Origin of the sequence: Candidatus Chlorohelix sp., from assembly GCF_037138995.1 — a bacterium.
GTDB lineage: Bacteria > Chloroflexota > Chloroflexia > Chloroheliales > Chloroheliaceae > Chlorohelix.
Genome location: NZ_JBAXHI010000011.1, coordinates 1 through 22,194, shown reverse-complemented (window position 1 = coordinate 22,194; position 22,194 = coordinate 1). Strand labels below are relative to the sequence as shown.

Here is a 22,194-nt window from a genome sequence, read left to right as displayed (position 1 = left end):
TGAAGCAGAGAATTTAGACAAAGAGAGTTTGGTGTAAGGTATGTAATAAAGGCTATGACAACATCTAGAAAAAAGCATTCACCCAACTCACTTCTGCTCCAATCACTAAAACCGCGCTTTTCAACCAATCATTAAAGAGTGTGGCGCACTTTTTCAGATTGTAACATAGCCTTCCGTTATGTCGTTCAATCATACGATTAATTTTTTATTAAAAATCGTTTTTGTGGAGCAATTCTTTGTACACATCTGTCAGGATTGAAGAATGTGGTGAGGTAACTTTTACTTCACCCTCATGGGGGATAAACCACTTTCAAAGCTTGACTGTAGTTATTCCCGCATATAATGAGGAGCGTTTTATCGGAAGCGTGGTTATTCATGCTCTTCGCTACGCTCCAAGAGTAGTTGTTATAGATGATGGTAGCTCTGATGCTACTGCCTATATTGCCGAACAAGCCGGAGCAACAGTTATAAAGCATGAAACTAATCTGGGTAAAAGTGAGGCGGTAAATACTGCGCTTAAGTGGGCTAAGCAAAACGGTACCCAAGCACTCGTTTTCATAGATGGCGATGGGCAGCATAAACCAGACGAAATTTTAAGAGTTTTTGAACCGATTCTGGCAGGCAAAGCCGATTTGGTGGTAGGCTCACGCTTTTTAACGATTAAAAGTGAAATCCCAGTATATCGGCAAATTGGTCAGCATTTACTAACCTCCTTTATCAACCTAGCAAGTAATGTTGCAGTTACTGACTCACAGAGCGGTTTTAGAGCTTATTCACGCCGCGCGATTGAGGTATTACATTTTAATGGTTCGGGTCTATCGGTTGAATCAGAAATGCAATTTCTGATCGAAGAGCATACTTTGCGAGTGGTTGAAGTGCCAATCAGCGTTATTTACAAAGAAAAGTCCAAGCGCAACCCCTTTTCACATGGTATGCAGATAGTTTCAAATGTGGCACGTTTAATGGGACAGCATCGCCCTCTCTTAATGTTTGGGTTACCCGGTTTGTTTGCCCTAGTGGTGGGCGTTATAATGGGGCTTCTAGTATTTGACATATACTCCAAAACCCATGAAGTAGCATTGGGGTACTCTTTAATCACTATTATGCTAATAATACTGGGTGTATTATCAATCTTTGTAGGGCTAATTCTTCATTCGGTAAGAGCCTTTTTTTTGGATTTGAAGAAGACGGTGCAACATAACTGCGTACTTTCCAATGGAATCGGCAGGAGGTAAAGCGGTTTTTGGCAGGAAAGCATTCATTTGAGTTAGGATATATGGGTTCGTCTGTGCAAAACCCTCAAACAAGGGCTTACTTTTACCAAAATACCCAAGAATATTCAAAGATTGCCACTATTACAATAGTTTGTTTTAACCATAGCCATCATATAGAAGCCTGTCTTTCTTCCGTACTAAAAACGCTTCCGGCAGATTGTGAAGTAATAGTGGTAGACAATGCTTCTACAGATGGAAGCGCCGAACTGGTGGAGAAGCATTTCCCTCAGTTTAGGCTTATAAAGAATAAGGTAAATGAGGGATTTGCCGGAGCCAATAATACCGCTTTTAAAGAAGCTCATGGTCGTTACCTGGTTGCACTCAATCCCGATACAGTCGTTAATGAGGGGTGGCTGGAAGCTCTAGTGGCTCCTTTCAAGGAGGCTGAAACCGGACTGACTACTGCCCGGATAATGCTGATGCAACAACCAAGTCAGGCAAATACATGTGGTAATGAAATGCATTTCACCGGCATAACCACCTGTCGAGGGCTGGGTTGGTCTTTAGATGAACCCGAACTTTATCGCTCCACAATAGTTCCGGCTATTTCAGGGGCATGTTTTGCAATCAGGGCGGAGTTGTGGAAAGAGTTGGGCGGGTTTGACCCCACTTTCTTTACTTACCTAGAAGATACCGATTTATCGCTTAGAGTACGTTTGTCTGGTTATAAATGTATCTATGTACCGGACTCAGTGATATATCATGATTACACCAATAAATTTTCTTCCCGCAAGCTCTATTTTCTGGAACGCAACCGCCTGTTATTACTATTAAAATGCTATTCAATGCGCTCTCTATTGCTTTTATTACCGGCTCTTTTGTTGGCAGAGGCACTGGTTTGGGGCTATGCGTTTACCCATGGCACTACTCGCTCAATTCTGGAGGCATATGGCTGGGTTTTTATGCATCGCAAGGAGATACTCCAGAAACGGAGGATTGTAAAATCATACAGGCGGATAAATGATTATGACTTGTTCCGTGAAATGCAATGGAGGCTAAGTATCGGGCAGTTAAGCGGTCCAACATTGGCTAAACTTGCAGATTTAGCTCTAAATCCGCTCTTTTGGCTTACTTATAAAGCCTTCCAGCTTAAGATGTGGCGTTGATGAGTGAGGTTGTTACTCCAACAACTGCCCGTACTACCCCCAACTGGCGACCGCTTCGCATCGCGCAGGTCACTGCTACCTTCCCACCTTATCATGGCGGCACCGGAAATGTCTGTTATTATAGCTCTAGAGAACTGGGTAAGCTCGGTCACCAAGTGCATGTTTTTACCCGAACATTGAAAGGGCTTCCCGCTCAAGAAAAGGGGGATGGGTTTACGATTCATCGCCTCAGACCTCTTATAAGAATTGGGAATGCTCCGGTTTTGCCGGGGCTTTTGAAAGAGTTGCAAGGTTTTGATATTATCCACCTCCATTATCCCTTCTTCGGAGGCGAGTTGTCGGCTCTTAGCGCGGTCTTGAGCGGTGTACCCCTCGTAATAACTTATCACCAAGATGTATTGCTAACGGGGGTTTTAGGAGTAGTTGAAAACATATTGAGCCACACCACAGGGCGCATGACCCTCCGTAGCGCCGCCAAGCTTCTTTTCACCTCCACCGATTATGCAACCTATTCTAACGCTCGCCCACTGCTTAAAGGGCGTGAGGCTATCATAGGTGAGTTACCAAATGGGGTTGATACTACTATCTTTACACCCGGCGTACCTCGTTTGGATTTGCTGGCTCGGTACAAGCTAGAGCCTCAGAATCGAATTGCGCTTCTTGTAGCGGCATTGGATCGCCCCCACTATTTTAAAGGGGTCAATGTTTTCCTCGATGCTATGGCGTTGCTTCCGCCCTCGTACAAAGGGTTAATAGTAGGCGAGGGGGAATTGCGACAGGAATACGAGAAACATGCCGAAGAGCTAGGAATTAAAGCTCGGATAACTTTTGTCGGTAGGGTTAGTCAGGAAGAGTTGCCGGATTATTACAGGCTGGCGCATATCACCATCCTTCCTTCAATAACAAGAGGCGAAGCCTTTGGCATGGCACTGCTGGAATCCCTAGCCTGTGGAATCCCGGTGATAGCTACCGATATGCCGGGTGTGCGTACAGTGGTTGCATCGGGCAGCGATGGGTTGCTGGTCAAACCGGGTGATTCGCTACAATTGAGTCAAGCGATTGCACAGCTTTTAGAATCGGATGCGCTGCGTCTGACAATGGGAATACAAGGGCGGGCTAGAGTTGAAAAGCATTACAACTGGCTTTCGCTCATTTCCCGTTTGGAAAAAATTTATTTTCAGGTGCTGAGTGAAGTCGGAACAGACCAGCGAGGTTTAGCTTGACAGCGGATGTCTCACATATCCCATTTGAGTATTTGTATGCGCTGGATGCTGTGATGCCGTTGCTTGCGAAAAACGGCTATAAAACAGTTCTGTGTAATAGTCAGGAATTACTCTCAGAACTGAATATGCGTTTGGAAAGCGTTGAAAATAGAGCGGTTGGGGGCGCAAGCTTATGGATAGAACCTCAAGCCGATGATTGGCAAGCACAATTGAGCCATTTTTCAACTTTAATTACAAGCGGAAATACTTTGCTTATAATTGCTTCAAGACCACTGGCGCGGCTATTACCGGAACGACGTTTATGGCAGGGCAACCCGCTGGGATTGCAACCGGGAGGTATCCGCCAGCTTAAGAAAAGACTGCCGCTGTCAGGTTTTCGGCTTGAAGCTGAACACGGGATTCACACGCTTTTATCAACCGGGATAAATAGCTTTAGTACGGTGCTTGGTAAGGCTCAGTTGCCTTCTCTCTTCGACCGCTTGTACTTTGCCGCCCGGCTTACTTACAGGGCGAGCGGTTGGCTTTCATCTCTTTCCACTGTTTCGCTGATAGAAGCAACTGCCCTGTAAATCTGTAACCCTATATTGGAAAAAATAATCTGGAAAAACTTAGAGCCGTGTCCGAACTGACTAATAGCCCTATTGATAACGCGCTTGTCCTATTGGAAGCTTGGCTGGAAACTATGCGCTGCCCCGGCGGGTACGGTGGACCTGTGGCGCACTGGTGGCAACAGAGCCTTCTCTATACCGGTCCCGGCTTGGATTGGCGCTACGAGGGTATAATTCTTGGGTATTTGCTGCTATGGAAAAATACTGGACAAGCACAATGGCTGGAGAAAGCTTGTCGGGCTGGAAATGATTTGCTGCAAGGGCAGCTAAAAAGTAAAAATTTCAAAGCTTCTTCCTTCGAAAGAAATCCGGCTATAGCGGGGACACCGCATGAAGCAGCTTGCGATATAGGGTTGCTATCTTTGGCATTAGCCCTAGGGGAAATTGACCAGCCTAAGTATGTCATCTGCGCCGAGCAAAATATCAAAGAGTTTCTGATAGAAAAGCTCTGGGATGAACAATCCCGTTCTTTCTGCGATAACATTGCCAAAAACACCTTTGTACCAAATAAGGCGGCTACCATTTGCGAAGCCCTTTTTCTGTTGGCAGAAGTGACCGGGGAGTCTCGTTGGGTGGACTATTACGCTTTACCTACCCTCAACCGCATATTACAATATCAGTGCGGGAAAGAACAGGGCAGGTTGGAAGGCGCGGTAGCTCAGAACAGTATAGATAATCAGATGGTGTTAAAATATTTCCCGCTGTATAACGCCAGATGTGTAACTGCTCTGCTAAAAGGCTATCGGTGGAGTGGGCAGGCGCGTTTCCTAGATTCGGCTATAAAGATTATGCGCTTTATTACAAGCTGGTCTTTCGGCGAAGGCAGTTTTCCTACTGTGGTATATTCCAATGGGACAACCAATACTGCTCCGAACTGGATAGCGGCGTTAGGTGATATATTACGGGCTAATGCTGAATTAGCGACCTTTGGCGCAGATTTCAAAATGGATGGGTCGCTTCAGAGATTACTGAATGGTCAAGATGATACGGGCGGTATCCAAACGGCGAGTGGCTTTGCTCGCCAAGCTGGAAGAAACAGGTTAAACTTGCCAGATGTGCGCGATGTTTTGCATGTGGCTGGATGGTGTGATAAAGCGTTTCGCTTTTTGGCAGGGTACGTTTCAAAAGCCCCTTTGCCTGAAGCAACAAGCGGAACATTTGAAGTAGCGTGTGTGTTAAAGGGACAGGTTCTTAAGGTGGTAGAAACCCCGGAATTCCTAGAAGTCAAAAACCGCCAATCACAAATCCGGTATCGCTGGCAGAAGGGCAAGATGTGGCCGATGGTAGCTGAAGCTGAATTTTGGCTGAAGTGACACAACCTAATTATAATGACAATATATAAAATGCCCGAATCTTCTATTTTAAAGAAACTGCTACAGAAAAAGCATGTAGGTAAAACCATTTTGTCAGTCGGCATGGCTGCGGTTGCGTTTCTAAATTTGCGCCTGTGGCAACGCGATAAGCGACTATTGACTGAGTTAAAAGCCGAAATAAATCGGGAAGCTTTACTGAGTTACACCCCTAAAATAAGTGTGTTGGTAGCGGCTTGGAATGAGCGAGCTAATATAGAAGCGCATCTGCTTTCTTTCAAAAATCTGACCTATCCTGATATTGAGCTTATTTTGTGTGCCGGTGGCGCTGATAACACCTTAGAACTGGCATGCCGCCATGTCGCGGAGAACATCCTTATTTTGGAACAGTTTCCCGGCGAAGGCAAACAACACTCTTTGTCCCGTTGTTATGAACACGCAAGTGGTGAACTTATTTACCTGACCGATGCCGATTGCCTGTACCAAGATAGAACGCTGCTATATTTGCTGGAGCCTGTTACAGAGAATGGAGAACAGGCTGTTACTGGCGCTTCCCGCCCATGGGATTGTCAACTGGGCAAGCCCCTGCCGGACTACCTCTGGGCTTCTGATGCGGTTTCAAGTGCGCGTAGCCCTCATTATATTCAGGGGTTACTCGGTCGGAATACGGTTATTACACGCCAAGCTCTTGAACGCAGCGGTGGAATGAATTTCCCGGCTTCCAGCGGCACCGATTACCAACTCGCACGGCGTTTGGTTAGCAGTGGCGTTCGGATACGCTATGTCCGCGTCAGCCAGATACCCACGGTTTACCCGGAAACTTTAGGGGTTTATCGGCGCAAGCAATCTCGCTGGTTGCGCAATCTGCTGCAATACGGGTGGCAGTATCGTGCAAAACAAGACTTGTGGCTAACCGTCAAAACTGTATCAATCGGCTTGGTAATGCTGGTTTGTCCACTGTTCGCGCTATTATTCAGGTCTAAAACCCTAGCAATCTGGTTCATAGTGTTAACGCATTCTGTTTTTTCAAAAATGCGTTATCTTAGGTTTACTGCCAAGCTTTACCAGCGTCCGATTTCGCCCCGCACCCTTTTGTATTTATTGCCTCTGACGCTTGCGGATTTTGTCGTTTGGGCATCACCTTTGCTTGACCTGTTTCTGTCTAGGAATCGCATTCGATGGTAGAAACTTTTATGCTAAAGACTTCGGTGAAAACTTCATCGCCCAAAAATGAAGCTCTAGCTATAAGGCTTGTGGGCTACAATCCCAACCGCCCCATTTCCGGTGGCGGCATTACAAATTATATACAACAACTGGCAGCCAATTTGCAGAATTTGGAGTCTAGCTTCCAACTTCAAGGCGCAGAAGTGCAGCAGCTTTTCCGGGTATATCCCTACTGTCGAGGAGAAATTTTGCATATTCCAATGATAATGGGAGCGCAGGTATTGCTGACAAGACGGTTCACTCCGGCAGTGGTGACTGTGCATGACCTAGGAGGCTTGCTTTTCCCCTCCGATTTTACCAACCGTAAGCTGCTTGATAAAGTAATTTTCCAGTTGGCTTTATCCGGCATGCGAAAAGCTACGCATATTTTAGCCGTCTCTTTTCACACTAAAATGACTTTAATAAACCATCTGGCAATACCTGAAAATAAAATAACAGTGATTCCGCAAGGCGTTGACCACGCACACTTTGCGCCACAAGATAAAGCTTACGCCCGTAGCCAACTTGAGACCCGCTTTGGTTTATTCTTTCCAGAAAACCAGCCTACCTTGCTCTATGTAGGAAGTGAGTTGCCTCGTAAAAACTTGGTCGTACTATGGCAAGCCCTTAATCACATACGAAAGAACTATCCGAAAGCAATGCTCTTAAAAGTTGGAAAGCCCGGCGGAGCATTTCGGGTGAGAACCAAACGTGAAATTGAGCAGTCCCATGTTTCAGAGGCGGTACATTTTCTGGATGAAGTGGCAGACGAGCATTTGCCCTTGTTTTATAGCGCTGCCGATATCCTCATACAGCCCTCTCTCTACGAGGGTTTCAGTTTGCCAACTGTGGAAGCTATGGCAAGCGGTTGTCCTGTTTTGGCAGCAAGAGCAACTTGTTTACCGGAAGTGATTGGAGAAGGTGGCATCTTTTTTGACCCCTATTCGTTTGAGGAACTGGCTATGCTTATAGAGAGTCTATATCAGGATGAATGGCGAAAGAAGCTCTTGAGTGAATACGGGCAAAAACAAGCTCTTAAATACGATTGGGCAACAGTTGCAAACCAAACTCTCGGTGTTTATTATAAAATAGCTGAGTCTAACAATAAGAACCACCCTAAAAGGCGCATAGGTTTTTAGCAAAATGACCGTACAAAGCAAGAATCAGGGAGGGCAAATCGCTAAGCCTGACGGAAAAACTGCTCTGGCAAAAACTACTATTCTGATGTCCTTTGTTAGCGCCCTGATGGTATTTCTAAATGCCCTCAGCGGTTTCTATGTAGCGCGAAATCTAATACCTTATGAATACGGGCGGCTCACCTACTTTACAAGCCTTTTTCTAGTCGTTTCACTTGTTTTCGGTTTTGGTCTGACCGTTTCTGCAATTCAGCATCTCTCCCGCTATAACGCCGTGAAAAATTACTCCGAACTGAACCGGATGTTTTACTCCTTGCTTCTTATGAGGCTTTCGGTGCTGATACCATTGTTGCTGTTAAGCGGGTGTCTGTCGCTGATTACAGGGGATGAATTATATTTCCTAGTTGGTTTGGCGGCTAGTCTATCGGTGGTAGCGGACTTCCTGTGCGGGGTATTTCAGGGATTACAGCAAATCTGGCGAACCGCCTTGCTTTATCTGCTGCAACCCATCGCCTTTATAGCGTTGCTGGTAGCAGGTTTGAATCACTCCAGCAAATCTGTAATATTAGCGCTTGAGCTATCTTTTGGACTTGGCTGTTTGTTAGGCATATTATTATTATGGGGAACAGGTATTGCGCGTCCCTTGCTGAAATTTTTTTCGCTGCTGCATATCAAAGATGCTTTGCCTATTTCCGGTCAGTCTTACATTATTTCTCTTTTTCAGACGTTATATTACACTTATGCGCTGGTGTGGCTTGGTAGTCTGAACCAGTATGGTGAGGCAGCTTTACTCAACATCGCGTGGACTTTGGTGAGGATTTTGCCGCTTGGGCTAACTCCCTTGCTAAATACTGTGCTGTTCCCCCGTCTTAGAAATTTGGTAATTTCGACCGATGACCTTAATGATAGGAAGAAGGCTGTCTCCAATCTGGTAGCAATCTATTTCAAGGGGGTTGTAGTTCTGGGGATAAGCGTTTCTGCGCTTATGGCGTTTTTCCCTGAGATAGTAATTGAGTTCTTCTATACCTCGAAATATCTTGCAACTGCTCCTATCCTAGTAATCCTAGCTCCTACTGTCCTGTTTTTAGGGCTTGAGCCGCTGTTGACCGTTACTTTGATTGCGCTTGAAAAAACCATGTTGCCTATAATGGCTAACCTGTTGCGCCTTTTGCTGGTGGGGGTTATTGGGCTGGGTGGTTATATGCTGGGCTCTTTGGATTTGAATCTTTTGCTGGCTTTAGCTTATCTATTGTCTGCGTTTGCCGGAACTGCCTTGCTGGCTTTTTACTATTTCAGGATGTCATGCGCCTTTCACCCCGGTTTGTTGTTTGGCTTTGCCGCTTCAAGCATGGGTATTGCCGCGACTTGCCGACTTTTACTCCCGGAAATTTCGGGCGACTTTATAGTGCGCCTTTACCGTCCTGCTGTGAGCGGTCTTTTAATGGTAGGGATAGCGGTGGTTTTTCTGAGGCAGGATTTCAAATTCAATTTTCCCCGAATAACTTCGGCAAAAAAAATAGGAGCGCTTGCTCTGTTAGGGTTGTTACCTCTGACATTCATTGCTGCCCCTACTCAATCTACCGCCCTGGCTCAATCAGATTTGAATTGCAGCGGAGCCGCGCAATCACCTCGAATATTAAAACTAGATTGTCTCTCGGAAAGTGCCACCGCCAATTTCTTGATTACAATGTATTCCAGAATAGACCTGCCGCCCGCTGTAAGCTGGGAAAAGCAACTGAATTATGAGGATTCCCTCTGGCTAATCAGGGTTGCTAACGATGAGCGGGTTAAATTGGCGCTGGATTTTCATCGCGAAGGGAAAATGCAGTACGCCGATCTGTATGACGATGGGGACGGTGATGGTAACGTTCGCTACGACCTATATGCCGGTAGCCCACGAATATTAGAAAATCAAGGTCGCTGGACTGTGCGAGTAACGGCACAGGAGGGTTGGTGGAAACCAAATGGCAAGCTCAATTTCAATCTGGATATTTTGGTGGATGGCTCGCTTAGAGGCTCTTATGGGTCTGGTTTTATTTATGATTATAAGAAATTACTAAAAAATGACGGTCAAATTGATTTTGAGATTCATGTGCGTGACCCTAATAATAGCGGTTTTCCAAAATACGAGTGGAGGCAAGATCGGTCTCCTCTGCCAGAAGACCCTTCAATTAGCGGACAGTATCGTACAGAAATTAATGCAAACTTTGAAGGAAATGAAGCTCCTATTAGCGGAGCTCTTCTCTGGCCCTATTTAAGCCAAATAGCCGGGAATTATAATAAGGGCTATAACGTAAGCGCATCCCCAATTCAGGTGGACTGGGAAAAGGGCAAAATTATTCAGATTTCCGAGTTTGTAGCTTCACGCGCGAAACCGGGCAATTTTTTTGTCTATTCCTTAAACCGAATCAAAGAGGGAGAGCTTAATTCTACCAATTTTGAGAATCCTTTTGCTTTTTATGACCTTTCTGGAGTAAAAGATGGGTGGCCCGATACAGCGATTCGCTTTGAAGCTGCGCTACCATTTCAATTGCCCGGTGATTTGTCTATTCCGAAACCGATTAATATTCTAGAATACGCTTGGGGAAAAGAACACAATCATAACCTGACTTATCAGGTGAGCCTTTGCGGGACAAAGCCGATAGATCAAATAATTTCCTTCCCGGAATTTTCAATAAAGGCAGTGCCTCCTCAAAAGCTACCCGGTTGGGTAACAGGGCAAAACTGGGATGCGGCTACTTTTGTGGAAGTAGAAAAACAGCCCTACTGGACTTCAGAGATAATATACGAATGGACGGTGGAACAGGCTGATAGTAAAGGTCGCGAAAAGGTATTGCCTTGGCGCTATATTACCGGACTTGAAAATACCCCTCCTGCCGATGCTTTTTCCCATATACAAGCTGGATTTCGCGGGGAGTATTCGCTTAACTTGCAGGCAAAACCTTACTTGTATTTCAGCCCGGTGGATCATAAACTTCACTTGTTAAAAGCGGATGGAGGAATCTGGAATTTAGATGGGCAGTCGGAAATTAGCTACACTGACCTTGACCACGATGGTTATACCGATATGTGGCGTTATACCTCGCTAACCCCAATTGATAGCACGATTCCTGAAATTCGCCAGCTAAATTTGGCGGGAGATTATTTAGTTTATCAGGATGGGTCGCAAGTATTACTCCGCAAAGCGCAGGTAAAAGCCTTTTCTTTTGTCACCTTACCCCCTACCAATCAAACTGAGTGGGAGAATTTGGGCAAAAAACTTAAGGAACAGCAGACAAGTTTTCAGCCTACAGATTTTAAGGCGATGCTGAATCAGTTCGAGGGACAGGATATACTATTTTCCCATGCTAGTTTCAGTGATTTTCGGTCTCTTAAAAACGGTTCTTTCAGATTTATTCTTGAACTTAGAGAGGCTTTCCACTCTCAGGACAAAGCTTTACCCGGTATTACAGACCTCAAGCCCGGTAATTATGTGGTGGAATATTTGGATGGTACATTAAGAATCACGCCCTCCACCCCTCCTGTGCTAAGTATAGCTCTTTCCACTCAACCTAAACGCTATCTGGAGCAGAATGAAGTTCTAATAGCTATAAATAATGATGGGGGGGAAGATATTACCGAGGGTCAACTGGAACTATGGGTCTCGCGCCCTCAAGAAGAGCTGCGCCTAGTAAGTTCGCAGACTATCTCACTACCCGCCAAGAGCAAAATTTCGCTGCCATTTATCTGGACTCCCAGTAGCGCTGGTCTATGGTTGCTTACTCCCAAGCTGAACTATAAAAATGAGGTGCTACTCGGTCACGTTTCTGAACAGATTACGGTTTTACCTGAGAAAGAGGCTTCATCGGATAGCATAGCGCAAATACTCTGGGCTGACACGAACTTATTATTTGTGTTGCTTTGTCTAGTGGCAATCGCTACCCTAGGCGGGTTAGTTTTCTGGAAGTATTGGCAAACTTCAGGGCAGGCGCATGATGCTGAATAGACAGAAACCACCTCGAAGCAACCCACCTCAAGTTGCGACTAATTATCTCGTTTGTAGCACACTGGTTGGGTATGTTTTACTTTTAGCCATCTATTATGTAGGTCGCTATGGTGGGAACTGGGCAGAGTTGGACTCTAGCGTATTGAGCAAGATAACCCGAAATTTTATTGAAAATAGGCAATTGGTGCCGAACAGTGGTGAAGTTTATCCAAATGGCTATTCTTACCAATCTCTCACCACCTTTATCACAATCCTTACGGGTCTGGCTGTTGCAGATTTACAGCAGTTGGTCTATCCTTTGACCGCCATACTAGCAGTTCTACCGGCATGGTTGCTCTATTATGAGCTTACCGGTAGCCTTAAAGGTACTATTCTTGCTACGCTTTTACTTTTCACCCAGCCAGAATTTTTGTTTGTGTTATTTCGCAGTTCCCATGAAAAGTTTACCAGAAGCTTGATGTTGCTTTCCCTGTTTTTTTTGGTGAAAAGCTTTGAAAAACAGCGGCACTCCGGAAAATCCATTCCTTATGTTATTCTTTTTTATTTCGCAATTTACACCCTGATGAGCTTTAATAACCTCATGGGAGCTTCTTTTATTTTTGCGCTATTCCTGACTGCTGTAATAGCGGTACCCGTTGGTAAAAGAGGGTTGCAACTGTGGCATCAGGCGTTGCTCCGCTTTCGCTATATAGTTTTAACCTGTCTAGTTCTAGCCTACCTGTTCACCTTTTATATATACCCTCCGGCAACGCACGACCTTGTATTCCTCAGAAATATCTGGGACCGCGCTATAGCTCTATTCTTGAGTACCCCCAAAGAGCCTGATATTCCGGTTAGCGATTTGATTGGATGGATAAATCCGATAGTTTACCTGTTATTGAGTTTATCCACTTGGCTTATTACGTTAGCCGCGTTTGGTATTTGGTTGGGAATGGGTTGGAAATGGCTGGTAAAGCAAGAAAAGCCCGATTCATCGGTACTCTCTTTTGTATGGCTTTTATATCTTGGGTTTGGTATTCAAGGCGTATTATCATGGGTAGCGGATAAAAGCGGCAGTGGCGGTCATTTGGTGTATCGCCTTTTCCCTTCAATTTCTCTGTTGTCTGTGGCGCTGGTTGGTCGTTTCCTTGCAAACTGGAAACCTCACAACTATATTAGAGTCTGGAAGGTAGGGCTTGCGTTTGCAATTGCCTGTCTGGCGTTTGTTTCTATCTTAAAAGTCACAAACGAGCCTGCGCTTAGCAATAAATGGACTTTCTATTCTATTTCAGAACTGGCAGCGTTGGATTGGACTGATAAAACTATTCAATATTCACAAGTTTGGACAGATTTTGATGAGCGGCTTTCGGTCGCTTATGCAATTGCAAGGGGGGAATCAAAAAACCATAACGATTTTTATGGTTATGAGCTACGAGAAACGATTACACGCTACTTGCTGGATACTAGCCTTAACAGATTGCGGAGTAAGCGTTTGCAAAAAGTTATGCCATTTCCGCCGGGTACTCTGCTAATATATGATAATGGAGAAGCGCAATTACACCGATTATATCCAAAAACCCCTTTTCAGGATTAATGCTCTGATGAGAATTGGCTATCTAACTTATGGTCTTGACCGCTATCCCACCGGAATCGGGCGCTATGTCACCGAGCTTTTAAAAGGGTTTTATGCCTTACCCGAATCCCCCGATATTGTATTGCTGACCACAGAACAAGAAGATAAAGCAGGGTTATGGAATCATTTTGAGCGTTACCCTTTAACAGGTTGCCGTTTGTTACCAGCGCTTATGGCAGTAGGAAATCTGGCACTTTCCCGCGCTTCCAAAAAATATAAGTTGGATCTGATTCATGACCCAAACGGAATTGCCCCTTTCTTTGGTTATGCTGCGGGAGTTGCCCGCGTAGTTACAATCCATGATGCTTTTACGTACATTTATCCCGAAAAACATAATTGGCTGGATAATTGGCGGTATAGATACTATTTTCCTCACACTGCCCGTAAAGCTGATGCCGTTATTACAGCCAGTAACTGTTCTAGGCAAGATATTATCCGCTATTTAAAACTAGACCCTGACAAGGTTTTTGTTATTCCGGAAGGGGTGGGGGCAGATTTTAAAGCGCAACCAGACGGCAAGAAAAGGCGGCAAATACTTGAGCGGTATGGGATTAAACAACCATATTTGTTATATGTTGGAGCAATAAACGGACGTAAAAACTTGGAGGGGCTTCTCAACGCCTATGCGCTTTTGCTCTTGCGCTATCCAGCCCTTAACCTAACTATCGTAGGTAAGCGACAATGGAAAACTGGAGGTGTGGAAACCGCTTTACAGCGTCTTAAACTTGAAAATCGAATAAACTTAACCGGATACATAGAAGATGGACATCTGCCGGATATATATAGTGCCGCTGAAGTTTTTGTATTTCCTTCGTTGTATGAAGGCTTTGGTCTGCCCCCACTAGAGGCGATGTCATGCGGCGTACCTGTAGTTACCTCAAATGTCGGATCGCTCCCAGAGGTAGTGGGTAGTGCTGGTCTTATGGTTGACCCATACGATGTACCAAGCCTTGCCGATGCCATTGAGAAGGCTATGATAGATAGTGAATTGAGAGCAAGGCTAATAAGAGAAGGTTTCGCCCGAGTTGCAGGGTTTACTTGGGAAAATGCGGCGGCGAAAACCTTTGAGGTGTATCGAAAACTGGGTAAAATATGACGAGTCATAATATGCCAAGCCAATTTACTGTAAGGATGGTCGGACTAAGCGAAGGTAGTTCCACAGGCTTATCGCGCTATGCTCGAAGCCTTTACCAAGAATTGACCCGGCAAGGAGTTGCAGTAGGGCTAACCGAATTTAAGAACCCCCCCATTCCCTCTTTTGTTGGAAAACTGGGATTTGATTCGGCTAAGTTTTTTAGCACTTTCCCCGTAGCATTACCTGACTCTGTGGGTAACACCGTAACGCATTTGACTACCCAGAATCACGCCTCCGCCGTAGTCTTTAAAAAGGTCGAGCGGTTGGTGGTTACGGTTCACGACCTGATTACCCTGTGCTATAATCACTACCCTGAGTTTACTACCCATTTAAAATTTTACGATAAATTCTTTAATCGGTTGGCTGCGCATGGTTTGAAGAAAGCTGGTATGCTAATTGCCGATTCTGAATATACGCGCCAGGACATTATTCGACATTTAGCTTACCCATCCGACCGGATTAAAGTGGTATATGCAGGAGTAAATCACCAGAATTTTAGAGTCAAAGAAGTGCCGCCCAATTTCTATCAACGTTATAATCTACGTGAAGATATACCCTATTTGCTAAACGTTGGCTCCGAAGATCCCCGCAAAAATATACGGCGGCTTTTAGCGGCATTTGCCATGGTTTCAACAGAATTGCCAGCTGTAAGATTGCTAAAAGTTGGAGCTGCCGAGTTCCGGCATGAAAGGCAATCTTTGTTGGATGCGGCAAGACAGCTAGGAATAAGTGACAAGGTGGATTTTTTTGACCGGGTTTCTGATACAGACTTGGCTTATTTCTATAATATTGCGACAGCCTTTGTTTTCCCCTCGCTCTATGAGGGTTTCGGATTGCCTGCTTTGGAAGCTATGGCTTGCGGAATTCCGGTAATATGTTCCAACGCCACTTCCCTTCCTGAAGTGGTGGGAGATGCTGCCTTGTTGTTCAGTCCAACCGATACAGTGGAAATGGCTACCTTGATAAAGTGGGTACTTAGCGAACCTGATTTACAAAAGCATTTGCGCCGCTTAAGTCTTGAACAAGCCGCTTTGTTTAGCTGGGAGAAAACTGCCATAGAGACAGCCAAAATTTACAGGCAAGTGGTGGAGTTAGAAAAAGAGGCTTCCTTGAAAAGAGAAACACACCTATGCTAAAAGGTTTGAAAACACAGTCAAATAATTATGACTTGCTATTGATAACCTTGCTGGCTCTTTTGCTACCTGTTGTGGTACAACTGTCTTTACCATGGGTTAGGGTGCCTTTTGGACTGGTTATGGTGTTGCTGGTGCCGGGTTATGCCCTGTTACAGGCAATTTTCAACCCCGAAGTTGCGCCTGACTGGATATCGCGGCTTGCCATCAGTTTTGGTTTAAGCCTTACAGCAGTAGCCCTACTGGTTCTTATTCTCAACTTACTACCCCAAGGCATCAACCTGTGGTCTATTACCATCTCTATTTCATTATGGGTTATACTTTTCAGCGCAATTGCTGTTATCAGGCGCGGGATTCAGACACGGTTAATAATAGAAGAACCGAAGGAGACAAATTCTCTGGAAAGAGGGCTACCTGCCCAAAAATCGCCATCCCGTTTTACTTATATAGTAGGCGGTCTGGTTATAGTGGTACTCCTCAGTCTTTTGCTAATAGAGTTGCAATCCTCTCGTTCGGAGCATTTGACTGAATTTTATATTCTGGGGTCAACCGGTAAAGCAGAATTTTATCCTTATAGCGCGGTAACGGGGCAGCCTATAGAGATTCAAGCAGGAATTACTAACCGGGAAAATCGGCAGGTAAGTTATCGGATTGAAGTACGAGACGGTCTTGAAGTTCTTTCCAGAACGGAAATAATAAATCTGGAAAACGGAGGTTTCTGGTTACAACCTCTGCAATTTAATGTCGGTTCTCAGGCAGGAATTCGCACAATTGATGTGTTGCTTTATTGCGATAACAATCCTGATCCTTACCGCCAACTAAGACTACGCCTTAACGTAAATTAGCCCTACTAAAAGGAACCCATAAACCTGTGAAAGCCAGAAACATTGCTACTCCCACGCCTTTTGGGCATTATAGGTTAAGTTGGATTTATCTGGCTCTTTTCGCAGGGGCAGAACTGTTAATAGCTACTGCTAACCCATTGCCCGGTCTTGCGTTGCATTGTTTAATTCTTTCAGCCCTTATCCTGCATAGCGCTTTTATAGCAAACTCTGACCTAGCCAATTTATACCGCTCTCTGATGGTGATAGCGATTTTGCGAATACTCTCGATGAGCTTACCGTTGGATTTATTCCTACCTATAGCCCGTTACCCACTGATATACCTGCCTGTATTATTTTCAATTTGGCAGGTTGCTAGGCTGTCTGGACTTCGCGCCAGTGAGTTAAGACTAAGAACCAGTAATTTATTTCTACAACTCCTTATTGCGTCTGGCGGGTTTGGGCTAGGCGCTTTGGAATACCTTATATTACAACCCTCGATACTGTCCGAACCTTTTGCTTGGGTCTCTTTTCTGACATGGACTCTGGTTTTATTATTATGCGCCGGTTTTTGCGAACAATTATTGTTTTCGGGTCTATTGTTAACTTTTTCCACCCGAACTTTTGGAAAATATGCCATTCTATATGTTTCATTGCTTTATGCAGCCTTGACCATCAGTTCCGGCTCCTTACTCCGGTGCCTATTTGCATTTGGAATAGGGCTGAGCTTTGCTTTCCTAGCAAAGTGGGGAAATTCACTGCTAAGTGTGTCACTTGCTCAGGGGACAGCAAACCTAACGGTACTTTTGTTAATGCCTTATCTGGAGGGAAATAGTACAAACTGGTTGGCAACGCTGACGCGCTGGGTCATTTGGGTCAGTTTACCAGCATCTATCGGTGGTGTATTCGTCCTCTGGTGGCACTTCAGGCAAGGAAAGGTCGAAAGCTCGATACAATGAATATTAGCTTAATACCCAGCAAAATATTATCTAGTACTGGTGATTCTATGTTAGCCCTAGTCGGAATCGTTACATTATTGCTAGTGCTGTTAGCTAAGGAAATCACAATATTTAGCGCAAATCCCCGTGTGAAATTTATCAATAAAAGTTTGAATATAGTTCTTATACCCCTCTTACTCGTTATATTGGTAAATGCTTTAAGCAAGTTGCTGGATCAGATACGGTGTTGTCAAGGTCTATAGCACATTAAAATAATAAAAACTTGTATCCTTTCTAAAAATAGGGGTAGAGATGACAAAATAGAAACGGGCTAAAATAACGCCCGTTTGAGCAAGGTCTGACTAACAGGAAAGTATGGATTTGTTGAGACAGTGGGCTGGGTTGTAACTTTTCTCAAAATGCTATAAGCGTAGCTGTTCACACCTAGTTTCTTGGCAATCCCAAGCTGCCAATTCTGTCTCACTGAAAACTGATAAACTCACAGCTAACTTCCGCCTTCGTAAGCCCCCTTTTTTTGAGACAATAATAATTTGCGGAATTTTGCAACTTTAGGAGCTACTACAGCCCTGCAATAAGGTTGCTGAGAATTATTAGCGTAATATTCCTGATGATAATCCTCTGCCGGATAATATTCTGATAATGGTGTAACTTCTGTAACAATCGGCGCATCCCAGATTTTGGAACTATTCTGTTCGGCAATTACTTTTTCGGCAATAGCCTTTTGTTCATTGCTATGGTAAAAAATTGCAGAACGATATTGAGTGCCTACATCATGCCCCTGCCGATTCAAAGTAGTGGGGTCGTGGATGGTGAAAAAGACCTGTAAGATTTTCTCAAAGGTGATTATCTCCGGGTTGAAAGTAAGCTGAACTACTTCGGCATGCCCGGTGGTTCCGGCACAAACCTGTTTGTAGGTTGGGTTTTTAACCTTCCCACCCGCGTAGCCTGATACTACGTCCAAAACACCCTTTAGCTCATCGTAAACCGCTTCCAAACACCAGAAGCAACCGCCAGCAAGGGTTGCCAATTCTTTTTTACTTCCATTTTGCATATATATTTCTATCCTTTAACTTGAGTAAGTTACCATTCAGGCGAACAACATCGGTTCTCCAAGTTTGGAGTATAGGCATTATATTGAAGTATGCTGCTTATAGCTATATGCCAACGGTACGGTTAGCCGCTAGAATTTCATTTTGATATAAAATCGGTAAGGGTAGCCTAGTTTCATTGAACCTGTATGGCTTTTTCTGTTACTATGCTCTACGCATACTGAAAATAATGTTATTCTGAACCTTGTATTTATTTTCACGATTTGTAAGTCTTGCTACCTCACCTTAATGAGATTTACATTAATATAAATCGAAGACGCTGTAGGTGTTTTCTTAACTTGTCTAAATTACCTAGGGGAATTTTATGAAAAAACGGATAATAGTCATTGGTAGTGGATTCGGCGGTTTGGCAGCAGCCATTCGCCTTGCTGCACAGGGACACGAAGTCGAGATTTTTGAAAAAAGAGATAAACCCGGTGGGCGGGCTTATGTCTTTGAAAAAGACGGTTTCAAGTTCGATGCCGGACCAACCGTAGTTACCGCGCCGTTCATGCTCGATGACCTTTGGAAGGCTGCCGGAAAGAAACGCGAAGACTATTTTGACCTAGTTTTATGCAATCCCTATTACCGCATCTTTGACCATATTGGCAGGCATTTTGATTACACCAGTAATGAAGAAGATGTATTAAAGGAAATCGCTAAAATAAGCCCGGCAGATAGAGATGCTTATGAGCCTTTCATGAAAGCATCCTACGCTATTTTCAAGAAAGGTTTCCTCGAATTATCGGATAAACCCTTCTTGAAATTTACCGATATGCTCAAGGTTGCGCCCGACCTTATCAAGCTAAAATCCTATCTAAGCGTGTACACCTATGTATCCAAGTTCTTCAAGGATGAATTTCTGCGCCGCTGCTTTTCCTTCCATCCGCTTTTGATTGGCGGCAACCCCTTTGTAGCATCCTCAATCTATGCGCTGGTGGATTACCTAGAGCAAAAATGGGGTATTCTCTACGCAATGGGTGGCACAAATGCTATCGTCTCTGCTATGGTAAAGCTTTTTGAGGAACTGGGCGGCAAGTTGAACTTAAATAGCGAGGTGCAACAGATACTGGTACAGGATGGAAAAGCTACCGGAATATTGCTACGTGGTGGTACAATTCACCATTCCGACATCGTTATCTCAAATGGGGATGTGGCAAATACATACCGTGAATTGATTGCTCCGCAAGCTAGAAAAAAGAATACCAACCACCGTTATGAGAAGCGGACGGCTTATAGTATGTCGCTGATGGTAATATATTTCGGTACAAACAAACGCTACAACGATGGAAAGCTGGCGCATCACAACATCATTCTAGACGAGAGTTATCGAGAGTTGTTAAAAGACATCTTCAAGACCAAAAAACTTTCCAAAAACTTTTCCCTGTACCTGCATATGCCCACCAAAACTGACCCAAGCGTTGCGCCGGAAGGACATGAGACCTTTTATGTGCTTTCACCCGTACCTAACCAGCGGTCAGGTATAGACTGGAGTACACAGGCGAAGCCTTACCGAGATGCGATTATGAATTTCCTTGAAAAGAATTATTTGCCCGATTTGAGCAAGCATATTGTTATGGAGCATATGGTTGACCCGCGCTATTTCGAGAACGAGCTTAACACCTATTTAGGCACGGGCTTTTCAGTGCAACCGACTTTGCTGCAATCGGCGTGGTTTAGACCGCATAACCGCTCTGAGGATATTCCAAACCTGTACATTGTAGGGGCTGGTACACATCCCGGCGCGGGTATTCCGGGGGTGCTTTCTTCGGCGGTAGTAACGGCAAATCTTATAGGACCTGCCTAAGCAGGGCTTTTGCTTTGCAGTCAAGGGGTTTAAGCCCCTTGTCTCTACCACCGCTTTTTTTCACCACTCCACTGTTATTTTTTTTCTATAGCCCGGTATGTCGCGGCGAGGATAAAACCCGGTGATATGATTTTGCACCAGCGCAAGCAATCTGCTCATGCGGGCGGTTTCTTCGCCGCCTTCTATGCGGGTGAAACTAAGCTGAACCTCATTGGAATTGACTTCAATCACGGGGAAATTCAGACAGTTAAGGGGTGCGTTTAATTGAACTAACAACCAGTTATCCCGGCGTACCAACCTATGCGTATGGGTATGCCCGCAAAAATAAAAGCCCGGTCCTTTACGCCAACTTTCGAGTATTTCCAACACTTCATTACTGTTGGTAATATGGAAATCAGAAATGCGTTTGCGATGTATTAATTCGCTTAAAGGGTGATGGGCAATAACAAATACAGGTCCATTTGGAGTGCTGGCAAGTTGTTGAGAGAGCCAATCTAATTGTTCTTGGTCAACTTTACCTCTTGTATCAGCGCAATGTCTTGGCGTTGAAGTGTCTAGTACCAAAAACTTACCAGTTTTTCTGGTCGAAGAAAGACCAGCTATAGTTCTTTCAACAACTGGGTCTATAGCATAATAACTGGGGGATGGATTAGATGTATAGTAAGCTACTTCTCTTCGGCTCATTCGCCAGAGGTCATGATTGCCATTTGCAAGATATAGTTGCTCTATACCCGCCCGCCTAGCACAAGTTCGCAGACCATTAAACTCATCTGGATGGCTATTATGTGAAGCGTCTCCCGCTAGAAAAACTAATTCTGGCTCGAACTTTTTGACTGTACGAAAAAGACGCAAATAAAACTCATCTCGTATTTTTCGTAACGAGCCTAGCGGGTATTCGCAGAAATGTAAATCCGGCAATACTACGAAACGCAATTCTATCCAACCTATTTTCTATCAAATATTTTAAGTTAGTATAGCATAATAGAAGGAAATTATTTGTAGCCAGAGTTAGAATGTTAAAAAAGCGATAAAGCTCAAACTCTCGAAAGAACCAAAAGTTTAGTTATTTAAAAGGTCAAAAAATTCAAAATAAAGTATTTGACAGACCGAATTCCTTTGCTATAATGTAGATGGAGCGTGTACGCTCCACGTGGTTAAACCGCGTTCTCTTAGTCTATCGCTTACTGAAGAATAGTTGGCTAGTAGAGTTCCATCCTCAAAAATGCAAGAGCAAGCTTGGCACTCGAACCTCGAATCTGATTCGTGTTCACTTCCCGGAAAACAGTGGGGCTTTCTGTTTTACTGTCCCGCAGACAGGTTTAAGCCGGTTCGAACCCGTTTTGAGTATGAGCTTATCCGGACTTGATTCCTAAAGTCTAGGCATGGCTGTGCTATTTTCACAGCCTGATTTAGCTTATAGCTGTATCCGTTATTTTTTCTCGTTATCTCTTCCCCTAGGGGAAAGAAAGTGAAGGTTAGTTTTAGTATGACGGTTAAACTGTTTGTCGGCAACCTGTCTTTTAAAGCCACTGAGGACTCTCTGCAACAACTGTTTGAACAAGCAGGTGAAGTTGTGTCCACCCGTATTGTGACAGATCGCGAAACGCAGCGCCCTCGCGGTTTTGGCTTTGTAGAAATGAACACCAAAGAAGATGCGGATAAAGCAATCCAGATGTTCGATGGTTATATGCTTATGGGTCGCCCTATTGCAGTAAACGAAGCTCGCCCTCGTGAAGAAGGCGCCCCTCGCGGTGGTGGCGGTAATCGAGGCGGCGGTGGTCGTGGGGGTTATGG

General features: G+C 44.5%; 17 protein-coding genes. 15 read left to right on the top strand and 2 right to left on the bottom strand.

Going from position 1 to position 22,194, the window contains the following annotated elements:
• The first annotated feature begins 236 nt into the window (after positions 1 to 236).
• From WCK19_RS07225 to WCK19_RS07165, 13 genes are read left to right on the top strand one after another with little or no spacing between them, the layout of a single operon-like run.
• Positions 237 to 1,235: a glycosyltransferase family 2 protein gene (locus WCK19_RS07225; protein WP_342396700.1), complete on the top strand. Its 999-nt coding sequence runs from the start codon at positions 237 to 239 to the stop codon at positions 1,233 to 1,235.
• An 8-nt stretch (positions 1,236 to 1,243) separates the two neighbouring features.
• Positions 1,244 to 2,380 (top strand): glycosyltransferase family 2 protein, encoded by a 1,137-nt coding sequence (locus WCK19_RS07220; protein ID WP_342396699.1) that lies wholly within the window; start codon positions 1,244 to 1,246, stop codon positions 2,378 to 2,380.
• Entirely contained in the window at positions 2,380 to 3,603 is a 1,224-nt protein-coding gene (locus tag WCK19_RS07215) for a glycosyltransferase family 4 protein (protein ID WP_342396698.1), read from the top strand. The genes WCK19_RS07220 and WCK19_RS07215 overlap by 1 nt, the downstream gene beginning before the upstream one ends.
• On the top strand, positions 3,600 to 4,172 hold the full coding sequence (locus WCK19_RS07210; RefSeq protein ID WP_342396697.1) for a hypothetical protein: 573 nt from the start codon (positions 3,600 to 3,602) through the stop codon (positions 4,170 to 4,172). Before WCK19_RS07215 ends, WCK19_RS07210 begins: the two co-directional genes overlap by 4 nt.
• 47 nt (positions 4,173 to 4,219) lie before the next feature.
• Complete coding sequence (locus WCK19_RS07205; RefSeq protein ID WP_342396696.1) at positions 4,220 to 5,524, top strand: hypothetical protein; 1,305 nt, start codon at positions 4,220 to 4,222, stop codon at positions 5,522 to 5,524.
• A gap of 30 nt (positions 5,525 to 5,554) precedes the next feature.
• On the top strand, positions 5,555 to 6,706 hold the full coding sequence (locus WCK19_RS07200; RefSeq protein ID WP_342396695.1) for a glycosyltransferase family 2 protein: 1,152 nt from the start codon (positions 5,555 to 5,557) through the stop codon (positions 6,704 to 6,706).
• Positions 6,700 to 7,863, top strand: coding sequence for a glycosyltransferase family 1 protein (locus tag WCK19_RS07195; protein ID WP_342396694.1), 1,164 nt, complete (start codon positions 6,700 to 6,702; stop codon positions 7,861 to 7,863). The genes WCK19_RS07200 and WCK19_RS07195 overlap by 7 nt, the downstream gene beginning before the upstream one ends.
• 4 nt (positions 7,864 to 7,867) lie before the next feature.
• Positions 7,868 to 11,845 carry an oligosaccharide flippase family protein gene (locus WCK19_RS07190; RefSeq protein WP_342396693.1) on the top strand — a complete coding sequence of 1,326 codons (3,978 nt, stop codon included), beginning with the start codon at positions 7,868 to 7,870 and terminating at the stop codon, positions 11,843 to 11,845.
• A complete protein-coding gene (locus WCK19_RS07185; protein ID WP_342396692.1) occupies positions 11,832 to 13,418 on the top strand; it encodes a hypothetical protein in 1,587 nt (528 codons plus the stop codon). Before WCK19_RS07190 ends, WCK19_RS07185 begins: the two co-directional genes overlap by 14 nt.
• 7 nt (positions 13,419 to 13,425) lie before the next feature.
• Positions 13,426 to 14,553, top strand: coding sequence for a glycosyltransferase family 1 protein (locus tag WCK19_RS07180; protein ID WP_342396691.1), 1,128 nt, complete (start codon positions 13,426 to 13,428; stop codon positions 14,551 to 14,553).
• 11 nt (positions 14,554 to 14,564) lie between these two features.
• Positions 14,565 to 15,728, top strand: coding sequence for a glycosyltransferase family 1 protein (locus tag WCK19_RS07175; RefSeq protein ID WP_342396690.1), 1,164 nt, complete (start codon positions 14,565 to 14,567; stop codon positions 15,726 to 15,728).
• Positions 15,722 to 16,570 (top strand): DUF1616 domain-containing protein, encoded by an 849-nt coding sequence (locus tag WCK19_RS07170; RefSeq protein WP_342396689.1) that lies wholly within the window; start codon positions 15,722 to 15,724, stop codon positions 16,568 to 16,570. Before WCK19_RS07175 ends, WCK19_RS07170 begins: the two co-directional genes overlap by 7 nt.
• A gap of 26 nt (positions 16,571 to 16,596) precedes the next feature.
• Complete coding sequence (locus WCK19_RS07165) at positions 16,597 to 17,505, top strand: CPBP family intramembrane glutamic endopeptidase (RefSeq protein ID WP_342396688.1); 909 nt, start codon at positions 16,597 to 16,599, stop codon at positions 17,503 to 17,505.
• A gap of 484 nt (positions 17,506 to 17,989) precedes the next feature.
• On the opposite strand, the gene msrA is transcribed toward WCK19_RS07165, so the two are convergent.
• Positions 17,990 to 18,556: a peptide-methionine (S)-S-oxide reductase MsrA gene (gene msrA / locus WCK19_RS07160; RefSeq protein ID WP_342396687.1), complete on the bottom strand. Its 567-nt coding sequence runs from the start codon at positions 18,554 to 18,556 to the stop codon at positions 17,990 to 17,992.
• A 362-nt stretch (positions 18,557 to 18,918) separates the two neighbouring features.
• On the opposite strand from msrA, the gene WCK19_RS07155 reads away from it, so the two are divergent.
• The gene (locus WCK19_RS07155; protein ID WP_342396686.1) at positions 18,919 to 20,400 is read left to right on the top strand and encodes a phytoene desaturase; all 1,482 of its coding nucleotides are present in this window, start codon (positions 18,919 to 18,921) and stop codon (positions 20,398 to 20,400) included.
• Positions 20,401 to 20,460: 60 nt separating this feature from the next.
• Here the strand turns inward: WCK19_RS07155 and WCK19_RS07150 are convergent, their stop codons facing one another.
• Positions 20,461 to 21,333 (bottom strand): metallophosphoesterase, encoded by an 873-nt coding sequence (locus tag WCK19_RS07150; RefSeq protein WP_342396685.1) that lies wholly within the window; start codon positions 21,331 to 21,333, stop codon positions 20,461 to 20,463.
• 535 nt (positions 21,334 to 21,868) lie between these two features.
• Here WCK19_RS07150 and WCK19_RS07145 point away from each other — a divergent pair.
• The coding region (locus WCK19_RS07145) for an RNA-binding protein (RefSeq protein ID WP_342396684.1) at positions 21,869 to 22,194 on the top strand (326 nt) is incomplete at its 3' end.

Coding starts and splice junctions, on each gene's coding strand:
- WCK19_RS07215 (WP_342396698.1), top strand. CDS start 2,380: ATGAGTGAGGTTGTTACTCCAACAACTGCCCGTACTACCCCCAACTGG.
- WCK19_RS07200 (WP_342396695.1), top strand. CDS start 5,555: ATGCCCGAATCTTCTATTTTAAAGAAACTGCTACAGAAAAAGCATGTA.
- WCK19_RS07195 (WP_342396694.1), top strand. CDS start 6,700: ATGGTAGAAACTTTTATGCTAAAGACTTCGGTGAAAACTTCATCGCCC.
- WCK19_RS07190 (WP_342396693.1), top strand. CDS start 7,868: ATGACCGTACAAAGCAAGAATCAGGGAGGGCAAATCGCTAAGCCTGAC.
- WCK19_RS07185 (WP_342396692.1), top strand. CDS start 11,832: ATGATGCTGAATAGACAGAAACCACCTCGAAGCAACCCACCTCAAGTT.
- WCK19_RS07180 (WP_342396691.1), top strand. CDS start 13,426: ATGAGAATTGGCTATCTAACTTATGGTCTTGACCGCTATCCCACCGGA.
- WCK19_RS07175 (WP_342396690.1), top strand. CDS start 14,565: ATGCCAAGCCAATTTACTGTAAGGATGGTCGGACTAAGCGAAGGTAGT.
- WCK19_RS07170 (WP_342396689.1), top strand. CDS start 15,722: ATGCTAAAAGGTTTGAAAACACAGTCAAATAATTATGACTTGCTATTG.
- msrA (WP_342396687.1), bottom strand. CDS start 18,556: ATGCAAAATGGAAGTAAAAAAGAATTGGCAACCCTTGCTGGCGGTTGC.
- WCK19_RS07155 (WP_342396686.1), top strand. CDS start 18,919: ATGAAAAAACGGATAATAGTCATTGGTAGTGGATTCGGCGGTTTGGCA.